Consider the following 20182-nt stretch of genomic DNA (forward strand, 5'->3'; position numbering starts at 1 on the left):
AGGACTTCCCACACCGAAAATCAGCGCGTCCTCGGCGTGATAAACCGCCGCCTTCAGGTATCCGTTCCATGATTCGCCAAAGTACAAATGTAAAAAAGCCCAAGTCGTAAGACTCGGGCTTAGTATAAGTGGCGGAGCGGACGGGACTCGAACCCGCGACCCCCGGCGTGACAGGCCGGTATTCTAACCAACTGAACTACCGCTCCACACGGTGATAAACAGTTAACTGCCTATCCGATACACGTCGTTCAATACGTATATCTAAAATTGAAGCCTGGCGATGACCTACTCTCACATGGGGAGACCCCACACTACCATCGGCGCTATTACGTTTCACTACTGAGTTCGGCATGGGATCAGGTGGGTCCATAATGCTATGGTCGCCAAGCAAATTCTGTTTTATTTACCGCCATTAGCGATAAATACAATCTGGGAAAATCTAACTAGTGTTTACAATTTCGTTCAAACACGTCATTCAAGTGCTCATGGAGTCCGTAAAACCCCTTGGGTGTTGTATGGTTAAGCCTCACGGGCAATTAGTACAGGTTAGCTCAATGCCTCGCAGCACTTACACACCCTGCCTATCAACGTCGTAGTCTTCGACAACCCTTTAGAGACCTTAAAGGTCTAGAGATGACTCATCTTGAGGCTCGCTTCGCGCTTAGATGCTTTCAGCGCTTATCGATTCCGAACGTAGCTACCGGGCAATGCGATTGGCATCACAACCCGAACACCAGCGGTTCGTCCACTCCGGTCCTCTCGTACTAGGAGCAGCCCCTCTCAATCATCTAACGCCCACGGCAGATAGGGACCGAACTGTCTCACGACGTTCTAAACCCAGCTCGCGTACCACTTTAAATGGCGAACAGCCATACCCTTGGGACCGACTTCAGCCCCAGGATGTGATGAGCCGACATCGAGGTGCCAAACACCGCCGTCGATATGAACTCTTGGGCGGTATCAGCCTGTTATCCCCGGAGTACCTTTTATCCGTTGAGCGATGGCCCTTCCATTCAGAACCACCGGATCACTATGACCTGCTTTCGCACCTGCTCGAATTGTCATTCTCGCAGTCAAGCGGGCTTATGCCATTGCACTAACCTCACGATGTCCGACCGTGATTAGCCCACCTTCGTGCTCCTCCGTTACTCTTTGGGAGGAGACCGCCCCAGTCAAACTACCCACCAGGCACTGTCCGCACCCCCGATAAGGGGGCGACGTTAGAACATCAAGCATACAAGGGTGGTATTTCAAGATTGCCTCCACCCCATCTAGCGACGAGGTTTCAAAGGCTCCCACCTATCCTACACATGTAGGGTCAATGTTCAGTGCCAAGCTGTAGTAAAGGTTCACGGGGTCTTTCCGTCTAGCCGCGGGTACACAGCATCTTCACTGCGATTTCAATTTCACTGAGTCTCGGGTGGAGACAGCGTGGCCATCATTACGCCATTCGTGCAGGTCGGAACTTACCCGACAAGGAATTTCGCTACCTTAGGACCGTTATAGTTACGGCCGCCGTTTACCGGGGCTTCGATCAAGAGCTTCGACCGAAGTCTAACCCCATCAATTAACCTTCCGGCACCGGGCAGGCGTCACACCGTATACGTCATCTTTCGATTTTGCACAGTGCTGTGTTTTTAATAAACAGTTGCAGCCACCTGGTATCTGCGACTCCCTACAGCTTAGAGAGCAAGTCTCATCACCGTGAGGAGCGTACCTTCTCCCGAAGTTACGGTACCATTTTGCCTAGTTCCTTCACCCGAGTTCTCTCAAGCGCCTTGGTATTCTCTACCTGATCACCTGTGTCGGTTTGGAGTACGATTACGTATAACCTATCGCTTAGAGGCTTTTCCCGGAAGCATGGCATCAATGACTTCATCACCGTAGTGACTCGACATCAGGTCTCAGCCTTAAGATAGTCCGGATTTGCCTAAACTATCAGCCTACACCCTTGAACTTGGACGACCGTCGCCAAGCCCACCTAGCCTTCTCCGTCCCCCCATCGCAGTTATAAGCAGTACAGGAATATTAACCTGTTTCCCATCGACTACGCCTTTCGGCCTCGCCTTAGGGGTCGACTTACCCTGCCCCGATTAACGTTGGACAGGAACCCTTGATCTTCCGGCGAGGGAGTTTTTCACTCCCTTTATCGTTACTCATGTCAGCATTCGCACTTCTGATACCTCCAGCAGCCCTTACAGACCACCTTCAACGGCTTACAGAACGCTCCCCTACCCAATATGACAAGTCATATTGCCGCAGCTTCGGTGTATAGCTTAGCCCCGTTAAATCTTCCGCGCAGGCCGACTCGACCAGTGAGCTATTACGCTTTCTTTAAATGATGGCTGCTTCTAAGCCAACATCCTGGCTGTCTGAGCCTTCCCACATCGTTTCCCACTTAGCTATAACTTTGGGACCTTAGCTGGCGGTCTGGGTTGTTTCCCTCTCCACGACGGACGTTAGCACCCGCCGTGTGTCTCCCGGATAGTACTTACTGGTATTCGGAGTTTGCAAAGGGTTGGTAAGTCGGGATGACCCCCTAGCCTTAACAGTGCTCTACCCCCAGTAGTATTCGTCCGAGGCGCTACCTAAATAGCTTTCGGGGAGAACCAGCTATCTCCAGGTTTGATTGGCCTTTCACCCCTAGCCACAAGTCATCCGCTAATTTTTCAACATTAGTCGGTTCGGTCCTCCAGTAAGTGTTACCTCACCTTCAACCTGCCCATGGCTAGATCACCTGGTTTCGGGTCTAATCCTAGCAACTATGACGCCCAGTTAAGACTCGGTTTCCCTACGGCTCCCCTAAACGGTTAACCTTGCTACTAAAATTAAGTCGCTGACCCATTATACAAAAGGTACGCAGTCACCCAACAAGTGGGCTCCTACTGCTTGTACGTACACGGTTTCAGGTTCTATTTCACTCCCCTCACAGGGGTTCTTTTCGCCTTTCCCTCACGGTACTGGTTCACTATCGGTCAGTCAGGAGTATTTAGCCTTGGAGGATGGTCCCCCCATGTTCAAACAGGATATCACGTGTCCCGTCCTACTCGTTTTCACTTGTAATGCGTTGTCGGTTACGGGGCTATCACCCTGTATCGCCAAGCTTTCCAGCTTGTTCACCTAACGCAAGACTAGCTTAAGGGCTAATCCGATTTCGCTCGCCGCTACTGTCGGAATCTCGGTTGATTTCTCTTCCTCGGGGTACTTAGATGTTTCAGTTCCCCCGGTTCGCCTCGTTACGCTATGTATTCACGTAACGATAACTGCTTATGCAGTTGGGTTTCCCCATTCGGAAATCCCAGTCTCAAGTGATTTTTACTATCTAAACTGGGCTTATCGCAAGTTAATACGTCCTTCATCGCCTCTCACTGCCAAGGCATCCACCGTGTACGCTTAGTCACTTAACCATACAACCCCAAAGGGTCTGTATGTTCAAACAACCAAGGTTTGTGTGTCTGATAAGGACACAAATTGGTTTTTCGCCGGACTCTTACACAAGACACTTGAATGTGTGTTGTTTTGAGAACTCGTTTTTATCATTAAGATAAAAACTATTGTCATTCAATCATTCGATTGAATGTACTAGTCAGCTTTCCAGATTGTTAAAGAGCATGTGTTTCTATCTAAAGAACCACTTTCTAATGATTTTCGGCGGCAAAAAAGCGGACTCAACAAAGGAAACCTTCATTGAATCTGCATGACGCAGAAAACAGTTAGAGAGTGGTGGGCGATACCGGGCTCGAACCAGTGACCCCCTCCTTGTAAGGGAGGTGCTCTCCCAACTGAGCTAATCGCCCACGATAGTTTGAATTCCTTCGTGAGAAAGAATGGTGGGTCGTGCAGGATTCGAACCTGCGACCAATTGATTAAAAGTCAACTGCTCTACCAACTGAGCTAACGACCCGTGGCGTCCCATAGGGGAGTCGAACCCCTGTTACCGCCGTGAAAGGGCGGTGTCCTAGGCCTCTAGACGAATGGGACTAAGTATTTCTACCATGTTGTTGGGCAACATGGTGCTCTCTGACATTTCGACCAAGCAATCTGTGTGGACACTGCATCAAACAAGCAGTCTATCGTTAAGGAGGTGATCCAGCCCCAGGTTCCCCTAGGGCTACCTTGTTACGACTTCACCCCAGTCATGAACCACACCGTGGTAAACGCCCTCCCGAAGGTTAAGCTATCTACTTCTGGTGCAGCCCACTCCCATGGTGTGACGGGCGGTGTGTACAAGGCCCGGGAACGTATTCACCGTGGCATTCTGATCCACGATTACTAGCGATTCCGACTTCATGGAGTCGAGTTGCAGACTCCAATCCGGACTACGACGTACTTTCTGGGATTCGCTCACCATCGCTGGTTGGCAGCCCTCTGTATACGCCATTGTAGCACGTGTGTAGCCCTACTCGTAAGGGCCATGATGACTTGACGTCGTCCCCACCTTCCTCCGGTTTATCACCGGCAGTCTCCCTGGAGTTCCCACCATTATGTGCTGGCAAACAAGGATAAGGGTTGCGCTCGTTGCGGGACTTAACCCAACATTTCACAACACGAGCTGACGACAGCCATGCAGCACCTGTCTCAGAGTTCCCGAAGGCACTAAGCTATCTCTAGCGAATTCTCTGGATGTCAAGAGTAGGTAAGGTTCTTCGCGTTGCATCGAATTAAACCACATGCTCCACCGCTTGTGCGGGCCCCCGTCAATTCATTTGAGTTTTAATCTTGCGACCGTACTCCCCAGGCGGTCTACTTAACGCGTTAGCTCCGAAAGCCAGTGTTCAAGACACCAACCTCCAAGTAGACATCGTTTACGGCGTGGACTACCAGGGTATCTAATCCTGTTTGCTCCCCACGCTTTCGCATCTGAGCGTCAGTCTTTGTCCAGGGGGCCGCCTTCGCCACCGGTATTCCTTCAGATCTCTACGCATTTCACCGCTACACCTGAAATTCTACCCCCCTCTACAAGACTCTAGTCTGCCAGTTCAAAATGCTGTTCCGAGGTTGAGCCCCGGGCTTTCACATCTTGCTTAACAGACCGCCTGCATGCGCTTTACGCCCAGTAATTCCGATTAACGCTCGCACCCTCCGTATTACCGCGGCTGCTGGCACGGAGTTAGCCGGTGCTTCTTCTGCAGCTAACGTCAAATGATAGCGCTATTAACACTACCACCTTCCTCACTGCTGAAAGTACTTTACAACCCGAAGGCCTTCTTCATACACGCGGCATGGCTGCATCAGGGTTTCCCCCATTGTGCAATATTCCCCACTGCTGCCTCCCGTAGGAGTCTGGACCGTGTCTCAGTTCCAGTGTGGCTGATCATCCTCTCAGACCAGCTAGGGATCGTCGCCTTGGTGAGCCTTTACCCCACCAACTAGCTAATCCCACCTGGGCTAATCTTGACGCGAGAGGTCCGAAGATCCCCCTCTTTGGCCCGTAGGCATTATGCGGTATTAGCTATCGTTTCCAATAGTTATCCCCCACATCAAGGCATATTCCCAGGCATTACTCACCCGTCCGCCGCTCGTCAGCGAAGTAGCAAGCTACTTCCTGTTACCGCTCGACTTGCATGTGTTAGGCCTGCCGCCAGCGTTCAATCTGAGCCATGATCAAACTCTTCAATTAAAGTTTTGTTGGTCTTGCGACCGGCTCAATGAATACTGATTGAATATCGATAACTAGAAGCTAGTCATGATATTCGAATTGACTGTGCCAAATAATAAGTAAACTTGTTATTTGTATTGGTCACTCAGTTCATTGATATAATCTTTTTTGACTATTCATTTCACGAGTGCCCACACAGATTGCATGGTCAAATTGTTAAAGAACGTTGACTTTCAATGCCTTAGCGTTAAACGCTTCAGCAAGTCAGGACGCGTATAATACGCTTCTTGATTTTTAAGTCAAGATAAAATTTTCATCTTTTTAATCATTCGATTAAAACACAAAAACCTTATGTTGACTCCGCTCACACCACGTGGTGCTAGAGCGAAATAAAAGCCCGTTGTTGCCAACGGGCTCTCAAAATTGAAGCCTGGCGATGACCTACTCTCACATGGGGAGACCCCACACTACCATCGGCGCTATTACGTTTCACTACTGAGTTCGGCATGGGATCAGGTGGGTCCATAATGCTATGGTCGCCAAGCAAATTCGGGTTATTTACCGCCATCAGGCGATAAATACAATCTGGGAAAATCTAACTAGTGTTTACAATTTCGTTCAAACACGTCATTCAAGTGCTCATGGAGTCCGTAAAACCCCTTGGGTGTTGTATGGTTAAGCCTCACGGGCAATTAGTACAGGTTAGCTCAATGCCTCGCAGCACTTACACACCCTGCCTATCAACGTCGTAGTCTTCGACAACCCTTTAGAGACCTTAAAGGTCTAGAGATGACTCATCTTGAGGCTCGCTTCGCGCTTAGATGCTTTCAGCGCTTATCGATTCCGAACGTAGCTACCGGGCAATGCGATTGGCATCACAACCCGAACACCAGCGGTTCGTCCACTCCGGTCCTCTCGTACTAGGAGCAGCCCCTCTCAATCATCTAACGCCCACGGCAGATAGGGACCGAACTGTCTCACGACGTTCTAAACCCAGCTCGCGTACCACTTTAAATGGCGAACAGCCATACCCTTGGGACCGACTTCAGCCCCAGGATGTGATGAGCCGACATCGAGGTGCCAAACACCGCCGTCGATATGAACTCTTGGGCGGTATCAGCCTGTTATCCCCGGAGTACCTTTTATCCGTTGAGCGATGGCCCTTCCATTCAGAACCACCGGATCACTATGACCTGCTTTCGCACCTGCTCGAATTGTCATTCTCGCAGTCAAGCGGGCTTATGCCATTGCACTAACCTCACGATGTCCGACCGTGATTAGCCCACCTTCGTGCTCCTCCGTTACTCTTTGGGAGGAGACCGCCCCAGTCAAACTACCCACCAGGCACTGTCCGCACCCCCGATAAGGGGGCGACGTTAGAACATCAAGCATACAAGGGTGGTATTTCAAGATTGCCTCCACCCCATCTAGCGACGAGGTTTCAAAGGCTCCCACCTATCCTACACATGTAGGGTCAATGTTCAGTGCCAAGCTGTAGTAAAGGTTCACGGGGTCTTTCCGTCTAGCCGCGGGTACACAGCATCTTCACTGCGATTTCAATTTCACTGAGTCTCGGGTGGAGACAGCGTGGCCATCATTACGCCATTCGTGCAGGTCGGAACTTACCCGACAAGGAATTTCGCTACCTTAGGACCGTTATAGTTACGGCCGCCGTTTACCGGGGCTTCGATCAAGAGCTTCGACCGAAGTCTAACCCCATCAATTAACCTTCCGGCACCGGGCAGGCGTCACACCGTATACGTCATCTTTCGATTTTGCACAGTGCTGTGTTTTTAATAAACAGTTGCAGCCACCTGGTATCTGCGACTCCCTACAGCTTAGAGAGCAAGTCTCATCACCGTGAGGAGCGTACCTTCTCCCGAAGTTACGGTACCATTTTGCCTAGTTCCTTCACCCGAGTTCTCTCAAGCGCCTTGGTATTCTCTACCTGATCACCTGTGTCGGTTTGGAGTACGATTACGTATAACCTATCGCTTAGAGGCTTTTCCCGGAAGCATGGCATCAATGACTTCATCACCGTAGTGACTCGACATCAGGTCTCAGCCTTAAGATAGTCCGGATTTGCCTAAACTATCAGCCTACACCCTTGAACTTGGACGACCGTCGCCAAGCCCACCTAGCCTTCTCCGTCCCCCCATCGCAGTTATAAGCAGTACAGGAATATTAACCTGTTTCCCATCGACTACGCCTTTCGGCCTCGCCTTAGGGGTCGACTTACCCTGCCCCGATTAACGTTGGACAGGAACCCTTGATCTTCCGGCGAGGGAGTTTTTCACTCCCTTTATCGTTACTCATGTCAGCATTCGCACTTCTGATACCTCCAGCAGCCCTTACAGACCACCTTCAACGGCTTACAGAACGCTCCCCTACCCAATATGACAAGTCATATTGCCGCAGCTTCGGTGTATAGCTTAGCCCCGTTAAATCTTCCGCGCAGGCCGACTCGACCAGTGAGCTATTACGCTTTCTTTAAATGATGGCTGCTTCTAAGCCAACATCCTGGCTGTCTGAGCCTTCCCACATCGTTTCCCACTTAGCTATAACTTTGGGACCTTAGCTGGCGGTCTGGGTTGTTTCCCTCTCCACGACGGACGTTAGCACCCGCCGTGTGTCTCCCGGATAGTACTTACTGGTATTCGGAGTTTGCAAAGGGTTGGTAAGTCGGGATGACCCCCTAGCCTTAACAGTGCTCTACCCCCAGTAGTATTCGTCCGAGGCGCTACCTAAATAGCTTTCGGGGAGAACCAGCTATCTCCAGGTTTGATTGGCCTTTCACCCCTAGCCACAAGTCATCCGCTAATTTTTCAACATTAGTCGGTTCGGTCCTCCAGTAAGTGTTACCTCACCTTCAACCTGCCCATGGCTAGATCACCTGGTTTCGGGTCTAATCCTAGCAACTATGACGCCCAGTTAAGACTCGGTTTCCCTACGGCTCCCCTAAACGGTTAACCTTGCTACTAAAATTAAGTCGCTGACCCATTATACAAAAGGTACGCAGTCACCCAACAAGTGGGCTCCTACTGCTTGTACGTACACGGTTTCAGGTTCTATTTCACTCCCCTCACAGGGGTTCTTTTCGCCTTTCCCTCACGGTACTGGTTCACTATCGGTCAGTCAGGAGTATTTAGCCTTGGAGGATGGTCCCCCCATGTTCAAACAGGATATCACGTGTCCCGTCCTACTCGTTTTCACTTGTAATGCGTTGTCGGTTACGGGGCTATCACCCTGTATCGCCAAGCTTTCCAGCTTGTTCACCTAACGCAAGACTAGCTTAAGGGCTAATCCGATTTCGCTCGCCGCTACTGTCGGAATCTCGGTTGATTTCTCTTCCTCGGGGTACTTAGATGTTTCAGTTCCCCCGGTTCGCCTCGTTACGCTATGTATTCACGTAACGATAACTGCTTATGCAGTTGGGTTTCCCCATTCGGAAATCCCAGTCTCAAGTGATTTTTACTATCTAAACTGGGCTTATCGCAAGTTAATACGTCCTTCATCGCCTCTGACTGCCAAGGCATCCACCGTGTACGCTTAGTCACTTAACCATACAACCCCAAGGGGTCTGTATGTTCAAACAACCAAGGTTGTGTATCTGATAAGGATACAAATTGGTTTTTCGCCGGACTCGTTATTTTCATTTCCACTTTTTAAAAAAGTGAAGACAAAAACCAAGACACTTGAATGTGTGTTGTTTTGAGAACTCGTATTTCTGATTCTAAATAAAGAAGCAAAAATACTATTGTAATTGAATCTAACGATTCAATTTACTAGTCAGCTTTCCAGATTGTTAAAGAGCATAACGCAAAAAGCGTTAATCAATAACTGGCGTTATTCATTAGCGCTTTCGCTATTTCTAAAACTATTTTACCAAGCAATCTGTGTGGACACTGCATTAAACAAGCAGTCTATCGTTAAGGAGGTGATCCAGCCCCAGGTTCCCCTAGGGCTACCTTGTTACGACTTCACCCCAGTCATGAACCACACCGTGGTAAACGCCCTCCCGAAGGTTAAGCTATCTACTTCTGGTGCAGCCCACTCCCATGGTGTGACGGGCGGTGTGTACAAGGCCCGGGAACGTATTCACCGTGGCATTCTGATCCACGATTACTAGCGATTCCGACTTCATGGAGTCGAGTTGCAGACTCCAATCCGGACTACGACGTACTTTCTGGGATTCGCTCACCATCGCTGGTTGGCAGCCCTCTGTATACGCCATTGTAGCACGTGTGTAGCCCTACTCGTAAGGGCCATGATGACTTGACGTCGTCCCCACCTTCCTCCGGTTTATCACCGGCAGTCTCCCTGGAGTTCCCACCATTACGTGCTGGCAAACAAGGATAAGGGTTGCGCTCGTTGCGGGACTTAACCCAACATTTCACAACACGAGCTGACGACAGCCATGCAGCACCTGTCTCAGAGTTCCCGAAGGCACTAAGCTATCTCTAGCGAATTCTCTGGATGTCAAGAGTAGGTAAGGTTCTTCGCGTTGCATCGAATTAAACCACATGCTCCACCGCTTGTGCGGGCCCCCGTCAATTCATTTGAGTTTTAATCTTGCGACCGTACTCCCCAGGCGGTCTACTTAACGCGTTAGCTCCGAAAGCCAGTGTTCAAGACACCAACCTCCAAGTAGACATCGTTTACGGCGTGGACTACCAGGGTATCTAATCCTGTTTGCTCCCCACGCTTTCGCATCTGAGCGTCAGTCTTTGTCCAGGGGGCCGCCTTCGCCACCGGTATTCCTTCAGATCTCTACGCATTTCACCGCTACACCTGAAATTCTACCCCCCTCTACAAGACTCTAGTCTGCCAGTTCAAAATGCTGTTCCGAGGTTGAGCCCCGGGCTTTCACATCTTGCTTAACAGACCGCCTGCATGCGCTTTACGCCCAGTAATTCCGATTAACGCTCGCACCCTCCGTATTACCGCGGCTGCTGGCACGGAGTTAGCCGGTGCTTCTTCTGCAGCTAACGTCAAATGATAGCGCTATTAACACTACCACCTTCCTCACTGCTGAAAGTACTTTACAACCCGAAGGCCTTCTTCATACACGCGGCATGGCTGCATCAGGGTTTCCCCCATTGTGCAATATTCCCCACTGCTGCCTCCCGTAGGAGTCTGGACCGTGTCTCAGTTCCAGTGTGGCTGATCATCCTCTCAGACCAGCTAGGGATCGTCGCCTTGGTGAGCCTTTACCCCACCAACTAGCTAATCCCACCTGGGCTAATCTTGACGCGAGAGGTCCGAAGATCCCCCTCTTTGGCCCGTAGGCATTATGCGGTATTAGCTATCGTTTCCAATAGTTATCCCCCACATCAAGGCATATTCCCAGGCATTACTCACCCGTCCGCCGCTCGTCAGCGAAGTAGCAAGCTACTTCCTGTTACCGCTCGACTTGCATGTGTTAGGCCTGCCGCCAGCGTTCAATCTGAGCCATGATCAAACTCTTCAATTAAAGTTTTGTTGGTCTTGCGACCGGCTCAATGAATACTGATTGAACATCGATAACTAGAAGCTAGTCATGATATTCGAATTGACTGTGCCAAATAATAAGTAAACTTGTTATTTGTATTGGTCACTCAGTTCATTGATATAATCTTTTTTGACTATTCATTTCACGAGTGCCCACACAGATTGCATGGTCAAATTGTTAAAGAACGTTGACTTTCAACGCCTTAGCGTTAAACGCTTCAGCAAGTCAGGACGCGTATAATACGCTTCTTGATTTTTAAGTCAAGATAAAATTTTCATCTTTTTAATCATTCGATTAAAACACAAAAACCTTATGTTGACTCCGCTCACACCACGTGGTGCTAGAGCGAAATAAAAGCCCGTTGTTGCCAACGGGCTCTCAAAATTGAAGCCTGGCGATGACCTACTCTCACATGGGGAGACCCCACACTACCATCGGCGCTATTACGTTTCACTACTGAGTTCGGCATGGGATCAGGTGGGTCCATAATGCTATGGTCGCCAAGCAAATTCGGGTTATTTACCGCCATCAGGCGATAAATACAATCTGGGAAAATCTAACTAGTGTTTACAATTTCGTTCAAACACGTCATTCAAGTGCTCATGGAGTCCGTAAAACCCCTTGGGTGTTGTATGGTTAAGCCTCACGGGCAATTAGTACAGGTTAGCTCAATGCCTCGCAGCACTTACACACCCTGCCTATCAACGTCGTAGTCTTCGACAACCCTTTAGAGACCTTAAAGGTCTAGAGATGACTCATCTTGAGGCTCGCTTCGCGCTTAGATGCTTTCAGCGCTTATCGATTCCGAACGTAGCTACCGGGCAATGCGATTGGCATCACAACCCGAACACCAGCGGTTCGTCCACTCCGGTCCTCTCGTACTAGGAGCAGCCCCTCTCAATCATCTAACGCCCACGGCAGATAGGGACCGAACTGTCTCACGACGTTCTAAACCCAGCTCGCGTACCACTTTAAATGGCGAACAGCCATACCCTTGGGACCGACTTCAGCCCCAGGATGTGATGAGCCGACATCGAGGTGCCAAACACCGCCGTCGATATGAACTCTTGGGCGGTATCAGCCTGTTATCCCCGGAGTACCTTTTATCCGTTGAGCGATGGCCCTTCCATTCAGAACCACCGGATCACTATGACCTGCTTTCGCACCTGCTCGAATTGTCATTCTCGCAGTCAAGCGGGCTTATGCCATTGCACTAACCTCACGATGTCCGACCGTGATTAGCCCACCTTCGTGCTCCTCCGTTACTCTTTGGGAGGAGACCGCCCCAGTCAAACTACCCACCAGGCACTGTCCGCACCCCCGATAAGGGGGCGACGTTAGAACATCAAGCATACAAGGGTGGTATTTCAAGATTGCCTCCACCCCATCTAGCGACGAGGTTTCAAAGGCTCCCACCTATCCTACACATGTAGGGTCAATGTTCAGTGCCAAGCTGTAGTAAAGGTTCACGGGGTCTTTCCGTCTAGCCGCGGGTACACAGCATCTTCACTGCGATTTCAATTTCACTGAGTCTCGGGTGGAGACAGCGTGGCCATCATTACGCCATTCGTGCAGGTCGGAACTTACCCGACAAGGAATTTCGCTACCTTAGGACCGTTATAGTTACGGCCGCCGTTTACCGGGGCTTCGATCAAGAGCTTCGACCGAAGTCTAACCCCATCAATTAACCTTCCGGCACCGGGCAGGCGTCACACCGTATACGTCATCTTTCGATTTTGCACAGTGCTGTGTTTTTAATAAACAGTTGCAGCCACCTGGTATCTGCGACTCCCTACAGCTTAGAGAGCAAGTCTCATCACCGTGAGGAGCGTACCTTCTCCCGAAGTTACGGTACCATTTTGCCTAGTTCCTTCACCCGAGTTCTCTCAAGCGCCTTGGTATTCTCTACCTGATCACCTGTGTCGGTTTGGAGTACGATTACGTATAACCTATCGCTTAGAGGCTTTTCCCGGAAGCATGGCATCAATGACTTCATCACCGTAGTGACTCGACATCAGGTCTCAGCCTTAAGATAGTCCGGATTTGCCTAAACTATCAGCCTACACCCTTGAACTTGGACGACCGTCGCCAAGCCCACCTAGCCTTCTCCGTCCCCCCATCGCAGTTATAAGCAGTACAGGAATATTAACCTGTTTCCCATCGACTACGCCTTTCGGCCTCGCCTTAGGGGTCGACTTACCCTGCCCCGATTAACGTTGGACAGGAACCCTTGATCTTCCGGCGAGGGAGTTTTTCACTCCCTTTATCGTTACTCATGTCAGCATTCGCACTTCTGATACCTCCAGCAGCCCTTACAGACCACCTTCAACGGCTTACAGAACGCTCCCCTACCCAATATGACAAGTCATATTGCCGCAGCTTCGGTGTATAGCTTAGCCCCGTTAAATCTTCCGCGCAGGCCGACTCGACCAGTGAGCTATTACGCTTTCTTTAAATGATGGCTGCTTCTAAGCCAACATCCTGGCTGTCTGAGCCTTCCCACATCGTTTCCCACTTAGCTATAACTTTGGGACCTTAGCTGGCGGTCTGGGTTGTTTCCCTCTCCACGACGGACGTTAGCACCCGCCGTGTGTCTCCCGGATAGTACTTACTGGTATTCGGAGTTTGCAAAGGGTTGGTAAGTCGGGATGACCCCCTAGCCTTAACAGTGCTCTACCCCCAGTAGTATTCGTCCGAGGCGCTACCTAAATAGCTTTCGGGGAGAACCAGCTATCTCCAGGTTTGATTGGCCTTTCACCCCTAGCCACAAGTCATCCGCTAATTTTTCAACATTAGTCGGTTCGGTCCTCCAGTAAGTGTTACCTCACCTTCAACCTGCCCATGGCTAGATCACCTGGTTTCGGGTCTAATCCTAGCAACTATGACGCCCAGTTAAGACTCGGTTTCCCTACGGCTCCCCTAAACGGTTAACCTTGCTACTAAAATTAAGTCGCTGACCCATTATACAAAAGGTACGCAGTCACCCAACAAGTGGGCTCCTACTGCTTGTACGTACACGGTTTCAGGTTCTATTTCACTCCCCTCACAGGGGTTCTTTTCGCCTTTCCCTCACGGTACTGGTTCACTATCGGTCAGTCAGGAGTATTTAGCCTTGGAGGATGGTCCCCCCATGTTCAAACAGGATATCACGTGTCCCGTCCTACTCGTTTTCACTTGTAATGCGTTGTCGGTTACGGGGCTATCACCCTGTATCGCCAAGCTTTCCAGCTTGTTCACCTAACGCAAGACTAGCTTAAGGGCTAATCCGATTTCGCTCGCCGCTACTGTCGGAATCTCGGTTGATTTCTCTTCCTCGGGGTACTTAGATGTTTCAGTTCCCCCGGTTCGCCTCGTTACGCTATGTATTCACGTAACGATAACTGCTTATGCAGTTGGGTTTCCCCATTCGGAAATCCCAGTCTCAAGTGATTTTTACTATCTAAACTGGGCTTATCGCAAGTTAATACGTCCTTCATCGCCTCTGACTGCCAAGGCATCCACCGTGTACGCTTAGTCACTTAACCATACAACCCCAAGGGGTCTGTATGTTCAAACAACCAAGGTTGTGTATCTGATAAGGATACAAATTGGTTTTTCGCCGGACTCGTTATTTTCATTTCCACTTTTTAAAAAAGTGAAGACAAAAACCAAGACACTTGAATGTGTGTTGTTTTGAGAACTCGTATTTTCTTTCGAAAATACTATTGTCATTCAATCATTCGATTGAATGTACTAGTCAGCTTTCCAGATTGTTAAAGAGCATAACGCAAAAAGCGTTAATCAATAACTGGCGTTATTCATTAGCGCTTTCGCTATTTCTAAAACTATTTTACCAAGCAATCTGTGTGGACACTGCATTAAACAAGCAGTCTATCGTTAAGGAGGTGATCCAGCCCCAGGTTCCCCTAGGGCTACCTTGTTACGACTTCACCCCAGTCATGAACCACACCGTGGTAAACGCCCTCCCGAAGGTTAAGCTATCTACTTCTGGTGCAGCCCACTCCCATGGTGTGACGGGCGGTGTGTACAAGGCCCGGGAACGTATTCACCGTGGCATTCTGATCCACGATTACTAGCGATTCCGACTTCATGGAGTCGAGTTGCAGACTCCAATCCGGACTACGACGTACTTTCTGGGATTCGCTCACCATCGCTGGTTGGCAGCCCTCTGTATACGCCATTGTAGCACGTGTGTAGCCCTACTCGTAAGGGCCATGATGACTTGACGTCGTCCCCACCTTCCTCCGGTTTATCACCGGCAGTCTCCCTGGAGTTCCCACCATTACGTGCTGGCAAACAAGGATAAGGGTTGCGCTCGTTGCGGGACTTAACCCAACATTTCACAACACGAGCTGACGACAGCCATGCAGCACCTGTCTCAGAGTTCCCGAAGGCACTAAGCTATCTCTAGCGAATTCTCTGGATGTCAAGAGTAGGTAAGGTTCTTCGCGTTGCATCGAATTAAACCACATGCTCCACCGCTTGTGCGGGCCCCCGTCAATTCATTTGAGTTTTAATCTTGCGACCGTACTCCCCAGGCGGTCTACTTAACGCGTTAGCTCCGAAAGCCAGTGTTCAAGACACCAACCTCCAAGTAGACATCGTTTACGGCGTGGACTACCAGGGTATCTAATCCTGTTTGCTCCCCACGCTTTCGCATCTGAGCGTCAGTCTTTGTCCAGGGGGCCGCCTTCGCCACCGGTATTCCTTCAGATCTCTACGCATTTCACCGCTACACCTGAAATTCTACCCCCCTCTACAAGACTCTAGTCTGCCAGTTCAAAATGCTGTTCCGAGGTTGAGCCCCGGGCTTTCACATCTTGCTTAACAGACCGCCTGCATGCGCTTTACGCCCAGTAATTCCGATTAACGCTCGCACCCTCCGTATTACCGCGGCTGCTGGCACGGAGTTAGCCGGTGCTTCTTCTGCAGCTAACGTCAAATGATAGCGCTATTAACACTACCACCTTCCTCACTGCTGAAAGTACTTTACAACCCGAAGGCCTTCTTCATACACGCGGCATGGCTGCATCAGGGTTTCCCCCATTGTGCAATATTCCCCACTGCTGCCTCCCGTAGGAGTCTGGACCGTGTCTCAGTTCCAGTGTGGCTGATCATCCTCTCAGACCAGCTAGGGATCGTCGCCTTGGTGAGCCTTTACCCCACCAACTAGCTAATCCCACCTGGGCTAATCTTGACGCGAGAGGTCCGAAGATCCCCCTCTTTGGCCCGTAGGCATTATGCGGTATTAGCTATCGTTTCCAATAGTTATCCCCCACATCAAGGCATATTCCCAGGCATTACTCACCCGTCCGCCGCTCGTCAGCGAAGTAGCAAGCTACTTCCTGTTACCGCTCGACTTGCATGTGTTAGGCCTGCCGCCAGCGTTCAATCTGAGCCATGATCAAACTCTTCAATTAAAGTTTTGTTGGTCTTGCGACCGGCTCAATGAATACTGATTGAACATCGATAACTAGAAGCTAGTCATGATATTCGAATTGACTGTGCCAAATAATAAGTAAACTTGTTATTTGTATTGGTCACTCAGTTCATTGATATAATCTTTTTTGACTATTCATTTCACGAGTGCCCACACAGATTGCATGGTCAAATTGTTAAAGAACGTTGACTTTCAACGCCTTAGCGTTAAACGCTTCAGCAAGTCAGGACGCGTATAATACGCTTCTTGATTTTTAAGTCAAGATAAAATTTTCATCTTTTTAATCATTCGATTAAAACACAAAAACCTTATGTTGACTCCGCTCACACCACGTGGTGCTAGAGCGAAATAAAAGCCCGTTGTTGCCAACGGGCTCTCAAAATTGAAGCCTGGCGATGACCTACTCTCACATGGGGAGACCCCACACTACCATCGGCGCTATTACGTTTCACTACTGAGTTCGGCATGGGATCAGGTGGGTCCATAATGCTATGGTCGCCAAGCAAATTCGGGTTATTTACCGCCATCAGGCGATAAATACAATCTGGGAAAATCTAACTAGTGTTTACAATTTCGTTCAAACACGTCATTCAAGTGCTCATGGAGTCCGTAAAACCCCTTGGGTGTTGTATGGTTAAGCCTCACGGGCAATTAGTACAGGTTAGCTCAATGCCTCGCAGCACTTACACACCCTGCCTATCAACGTCGTAGTCTTCGACAACCCTTTAGAGACCTTAAAGGTCTAGAGATGACTCATCTTGAGGCTCGCTTCGCGCTTAGATGCTTTCAGCGCTTATCGATTCCGAACGTAGCTACCGGGCAATGCGATTGGCATCACAACCCGAACACCAGCGGTTCGTCCACTCCGGTCCTCTCGTACTAGGAGCAGCCCCTCTCAATCATCTAACGCCCACGGCAGATAGGGACCGAACTGTCTCACGACGTTCTAAACCCAGCTCGCGTACCACTTTAAATGGCGAACAGCCATACCCTTGGGACCGACTTCAGCCCCAGGATGTGATGAGCCGACATCGAGGTGCCAAACACCGCCGTCGATATGAACTCTTGGGCGGTATCAGCCTGTTATCCCCGGAGTACCTTTTATCCGTTGAGCGATGGCCCTTCCATTCAGAACCACCGGATCACTATGACCTGCTTTCGCACCTGCTCGAATTGTCATTCTCGCAGTCAAGCGGGCTTATGCCATTGCACTAACCTCACGATGTCCGACCGTGATTAGCCCACCTTCGTGCTCCTCCGTTACTCTTTGGGAGGAGACCGCCCCAGTCAAACTACCCACCAGGCACTGTCCGCACCCCCGATAAGGGGGCGACGTTAGAACATCAAGCATACAAGGGTGGTATTTCAAGATTGCCTCCACCCCATCTAGCGACGAGGTTTCAAAGGCTCCCACCTATCCTACACATGTAGGGTCAATGTTCAGTGCCAAGCTGTAGTAAAGGTTCACGGGGTCTTTCCGTCTAGCCGCGGGTACACAGCATCTTCACTGCGATTTCAATTTCACTGAGTCTCGGGTGGAGACAGCGTGGCCATCATTACGCCATTCGTGCAGGTCGGAACTTACCCGACAAGGAATTTCGCTACCTTAGGACCGTTATAGTTACGGCCGCCGTTTACCGGGGCTTCGATCAAGAGCTTCGACCGAAGTCTAACCCCATCAATTAACCTTCCGGCACCGGGCAGGCGTCACACCGTATACGTCATCTTTCGATTTTGCACAGTGCTGTGTTTTTAATAAACAGTTGCAGCCACCTGGTATCTGCGACTCCCTACAGCTTAGAGAGCAAGTCTCATCACCGTGAGGAGCGTACCTTCTCCCGAAGTTACGGTACCATTTTGCCTAGTTCCTTCACCCGAGTTCTCTCAAGCGCCTTGGTATTCTCTACCTGATCACCTGTGTCGGTTTGGAGTACGATTACGTATAACCTATCGCTTAGAGGCTTTTCCCGGAAGCATGGCATCAATGACTTCATCACCGTAGTGACTCGACATCAGGTCTCAGCCTTAAGATAGTCCGGATTTGCCTAAACTATCAGCCTACACCCTTGAACTTGGACGACCGTCGCCAAGCCCACCTAGCCTTCTCCGTCCCCCCATCGCAGTTATAAGCAGTACAGGAATATTAACCTGTTTCCCATCGACTACGCCTTTCGGCCTCGCCTTAGGGGTCGACTTACCCTGCCCCGATTAACGTTGGACAGGAACCCTTGATCTTCCGGCGAGGGAGTTTTTCACTCCCTTTATCGTTACTCATGTCAGCATTCGCACTTCTGATACCTCCAGCAGCCCTTACAGACCACCTTCAACGGCTTACAGAACGCTCCCCTACCCAATATGACAAGTCATATTGCCGCAGCTTCGGTGTATAGCTTAGCCCCGTTAAATCTTCCGCGCAGGCCGACTCGACCAGTGAGCTATTACGCTTTCTTTAAATGATGGCTGCTTCTAAGCCAACATCCTGGCTGTCTGAGCCTTCCCACATCGTTTCCCACTTAGCTATAACTTTGGGACCTTAGCTGGCGGTCTGGGTTGTTTCCCTCTCCACGACGGACGTTAGCACCCGCCGTGTGTCTCCCGGATAGTACTTACTGGTATTCGGAGTTTGCAAAGGGTTGGTAAGTCGGGATGACCCCCTAGCCTTAACAGTGCTCTACCCCCAGTAGTATTCGTCCGAGGCGCTACCTAAATAGCTTTCGGGGAGAACCAGCTATCTCCAGGTTTGATTGGCCTTTCACCCCTAGCCACAAGTCATCCGCTAATTTTTCAACATTAGTCGGTTCGGTCCTCCAGTAAGTGTTACCTCACCTTCAACCTGCCCATGGCTAGATCACCTGGTTTCGGGTCTAATCCTAGCAACTATGACGCCCAGTTAAGACTCGGTTTCCCTACGGCTCCCCTAAACGGTTAACCTTGCTACTAAAATTAAGTCGCTGACCCATTATACAAAAGGTACGCAGTCACCCAACAAGTGGGCTCCTACTGCTTGTACGTACACGGTTTCAGGTTCTATTTCACTCCCCTCACAGGGGTTCTTTTCGCCTTTCCCTCACGGTACTGGTTCACTATCGGTCAGTCAGGAGTATTTAGCCTTGGAGGATGGTCCCCCCATGTTCAAACAGGATATCACGTGTCCCGTCCTACTCGTTTTCACTTGTAATGCGTTGTCGGTTACGGGGCTATCACCCTGTATCGCCAAGCTTTCCAGCTTGTTCACCTAACGCAAGACTAGCTTAAGGGCTAATCCGATTTCGCTCGCCGCTACTGTCGGAATCTCGGTTGATTTCTCTTCCTCGGGGTACTTAGATGTTTCAGTTCCCCCGGTTCGCCTCGTTACGCTATGTATTCACGTAACGATAACTGCTTATGCAGTTGGGTTTCCCCATTCGGAAATCCCAGTCTCAAGTGATTTTTACTATCTAAACTGGGCTTATCGCAAGTTAATACGTCCTTCATCGCCTCTGACTGCCAAGGCATCCACCGTGTACGCTTAGTCACTTAACCATACAACCCCAAGAGGTCTGTATGTTCAAACAACCAAGGTTGTGTGTCTGATAAGGACACAAATTGGTTTTTCGCCGGACTCGTTATTTTCATTTCCACTTTTTTAAAAAGTGAAGACAAAAACCAAGAC

The 20182-nt window shown here is 49.9% G+C and carries 4 tRNA genes and 11 rRNA genes; all 15 read right to left on the reverse strand.

The window, feature by feature from the left end:
- Window positions 1–129 precede the first annotated feature (129 nt).
- The 15 genes from OCU77_RS15240 to OCU77_RS15310 all read right to left on the reverse strand — a co-directional run bounded on the left by OCU77_RS15240 (window position 130) and on the right by OCU77_RS15310 (window position 20052).
- Window positions 130–206: transfer RNA gene (locus tag OCU77_RS15240), tRNA-Asp, on the reverse strand.
- A 66-nt stretch (window positions 207–272) separates the two neighbouring features.
- Window positions 273–388 (reverse strand): 5S ribosomal RNA (gene rrf, locus OCU77_RS15245).
- 127 nt (window positions 389–515) lie between these two features.
- Window positions 516–3407: ribosomal RNA gene (locus tag OCU77_RS15250) — 23S ribosomal RNA — on the reverse strand.
- A gap of 314 nt (window positions 3408–3721) precedes the next feature.
- A tRNA-Val gene (locus OCU77_RS15255) sits at window positions 3722–3797 on the reverse strand.
- Between the two features lie 31 nt (window positions 3798–3828).
- Window positions 3829–3904: transfer RNA gene (locus OCU77_RS15260), tRNA-Lys, on the reverse strand.
- A 1-nt stretch (window position 3905) separates the two neighbouring features.
- Window positions 3906–3981: transfer RNA gene (locus OCU77_RS15265), tRNA-Glu, on the reverse strand.
- Between the two features lie 96 nt (window positions 3982–4077).
- Window positions 4078–5620 (reverse strand): 16S ribosomal RNA (locus tag OCU77_RS15270).
- A gap of 407 nt (window positions 5621–6027) precedes the next feature.
- Window positions 6028–6143, reverse strand: a 5S ribosomal RNA gene (rrf, locus tag OCU77_RS15275).
- 127 nt (window positions 6144–6270) lie between these two features.
- Window positions 6271–9162: ribosomal RNA gene (locus tag OCU77_RS15280) — 23S ribosomal RNA — on the reverse strand.
- Between the two features lie 367 nt (window positions 9163–9529).
- Window positions 9530–11072 (reverse strand): 16S ribosomal RNA (locus OCU77_RS15285).
- A gap of 407 nt (window positions 11073–11479) precedes the next feature.
- Window positions 11480–11595, reverse strand: a 5S ribosomal RNA gene (rrf, locus tag OCU77_RS15290).
- A gap of 127 nt (window positions 11596–11722) precedes the next feature.
- Window positions 11723–14614, reverse strand: a 23S ribosomal RNA gene (locus tag OCU77_RS15295).
- A gap of 353 nt (window positions 14615–14967) precedes the next feature.
- Window positions 14968–16510: ribosomal RNA gene (locus OCU77_RS15300) — 16S ribosomal RNA — on the reverse strand.
- A 407-nt stretch (window positions 16511–16917) separates the two neighbouring features.
- Window positions 16918–17033: ribosomal RNA gene (rrf, locus tag OCU77_RS15305) — 5S ribosomal RNA — on the reverse strand.
- 127 nt (window positions 17034–17160) lie between these two features.
- Window positions 17161–20052: ribosomal RNA gene (locus tag OCU77_RS15310) — 23S ribosomal RNA — on the reverse strand.
- The 16S, 23S and 5S rRNA genes sit together here with 4 tRNA genes alongside, the layout of an rRNA operon.
- Window positions 20053–20182: the final 130 nt, after the last annotated feature.

The organism is Photobacterium swingsii (assembly GCF_024346715.1).
Taxonomy (GTDB): Bacteria; Pseudomonadota; Gammaproteobacteria; order Enterobacterales; family Vibrionaceae; genus Photobacterium; species Photobacterium swingsii.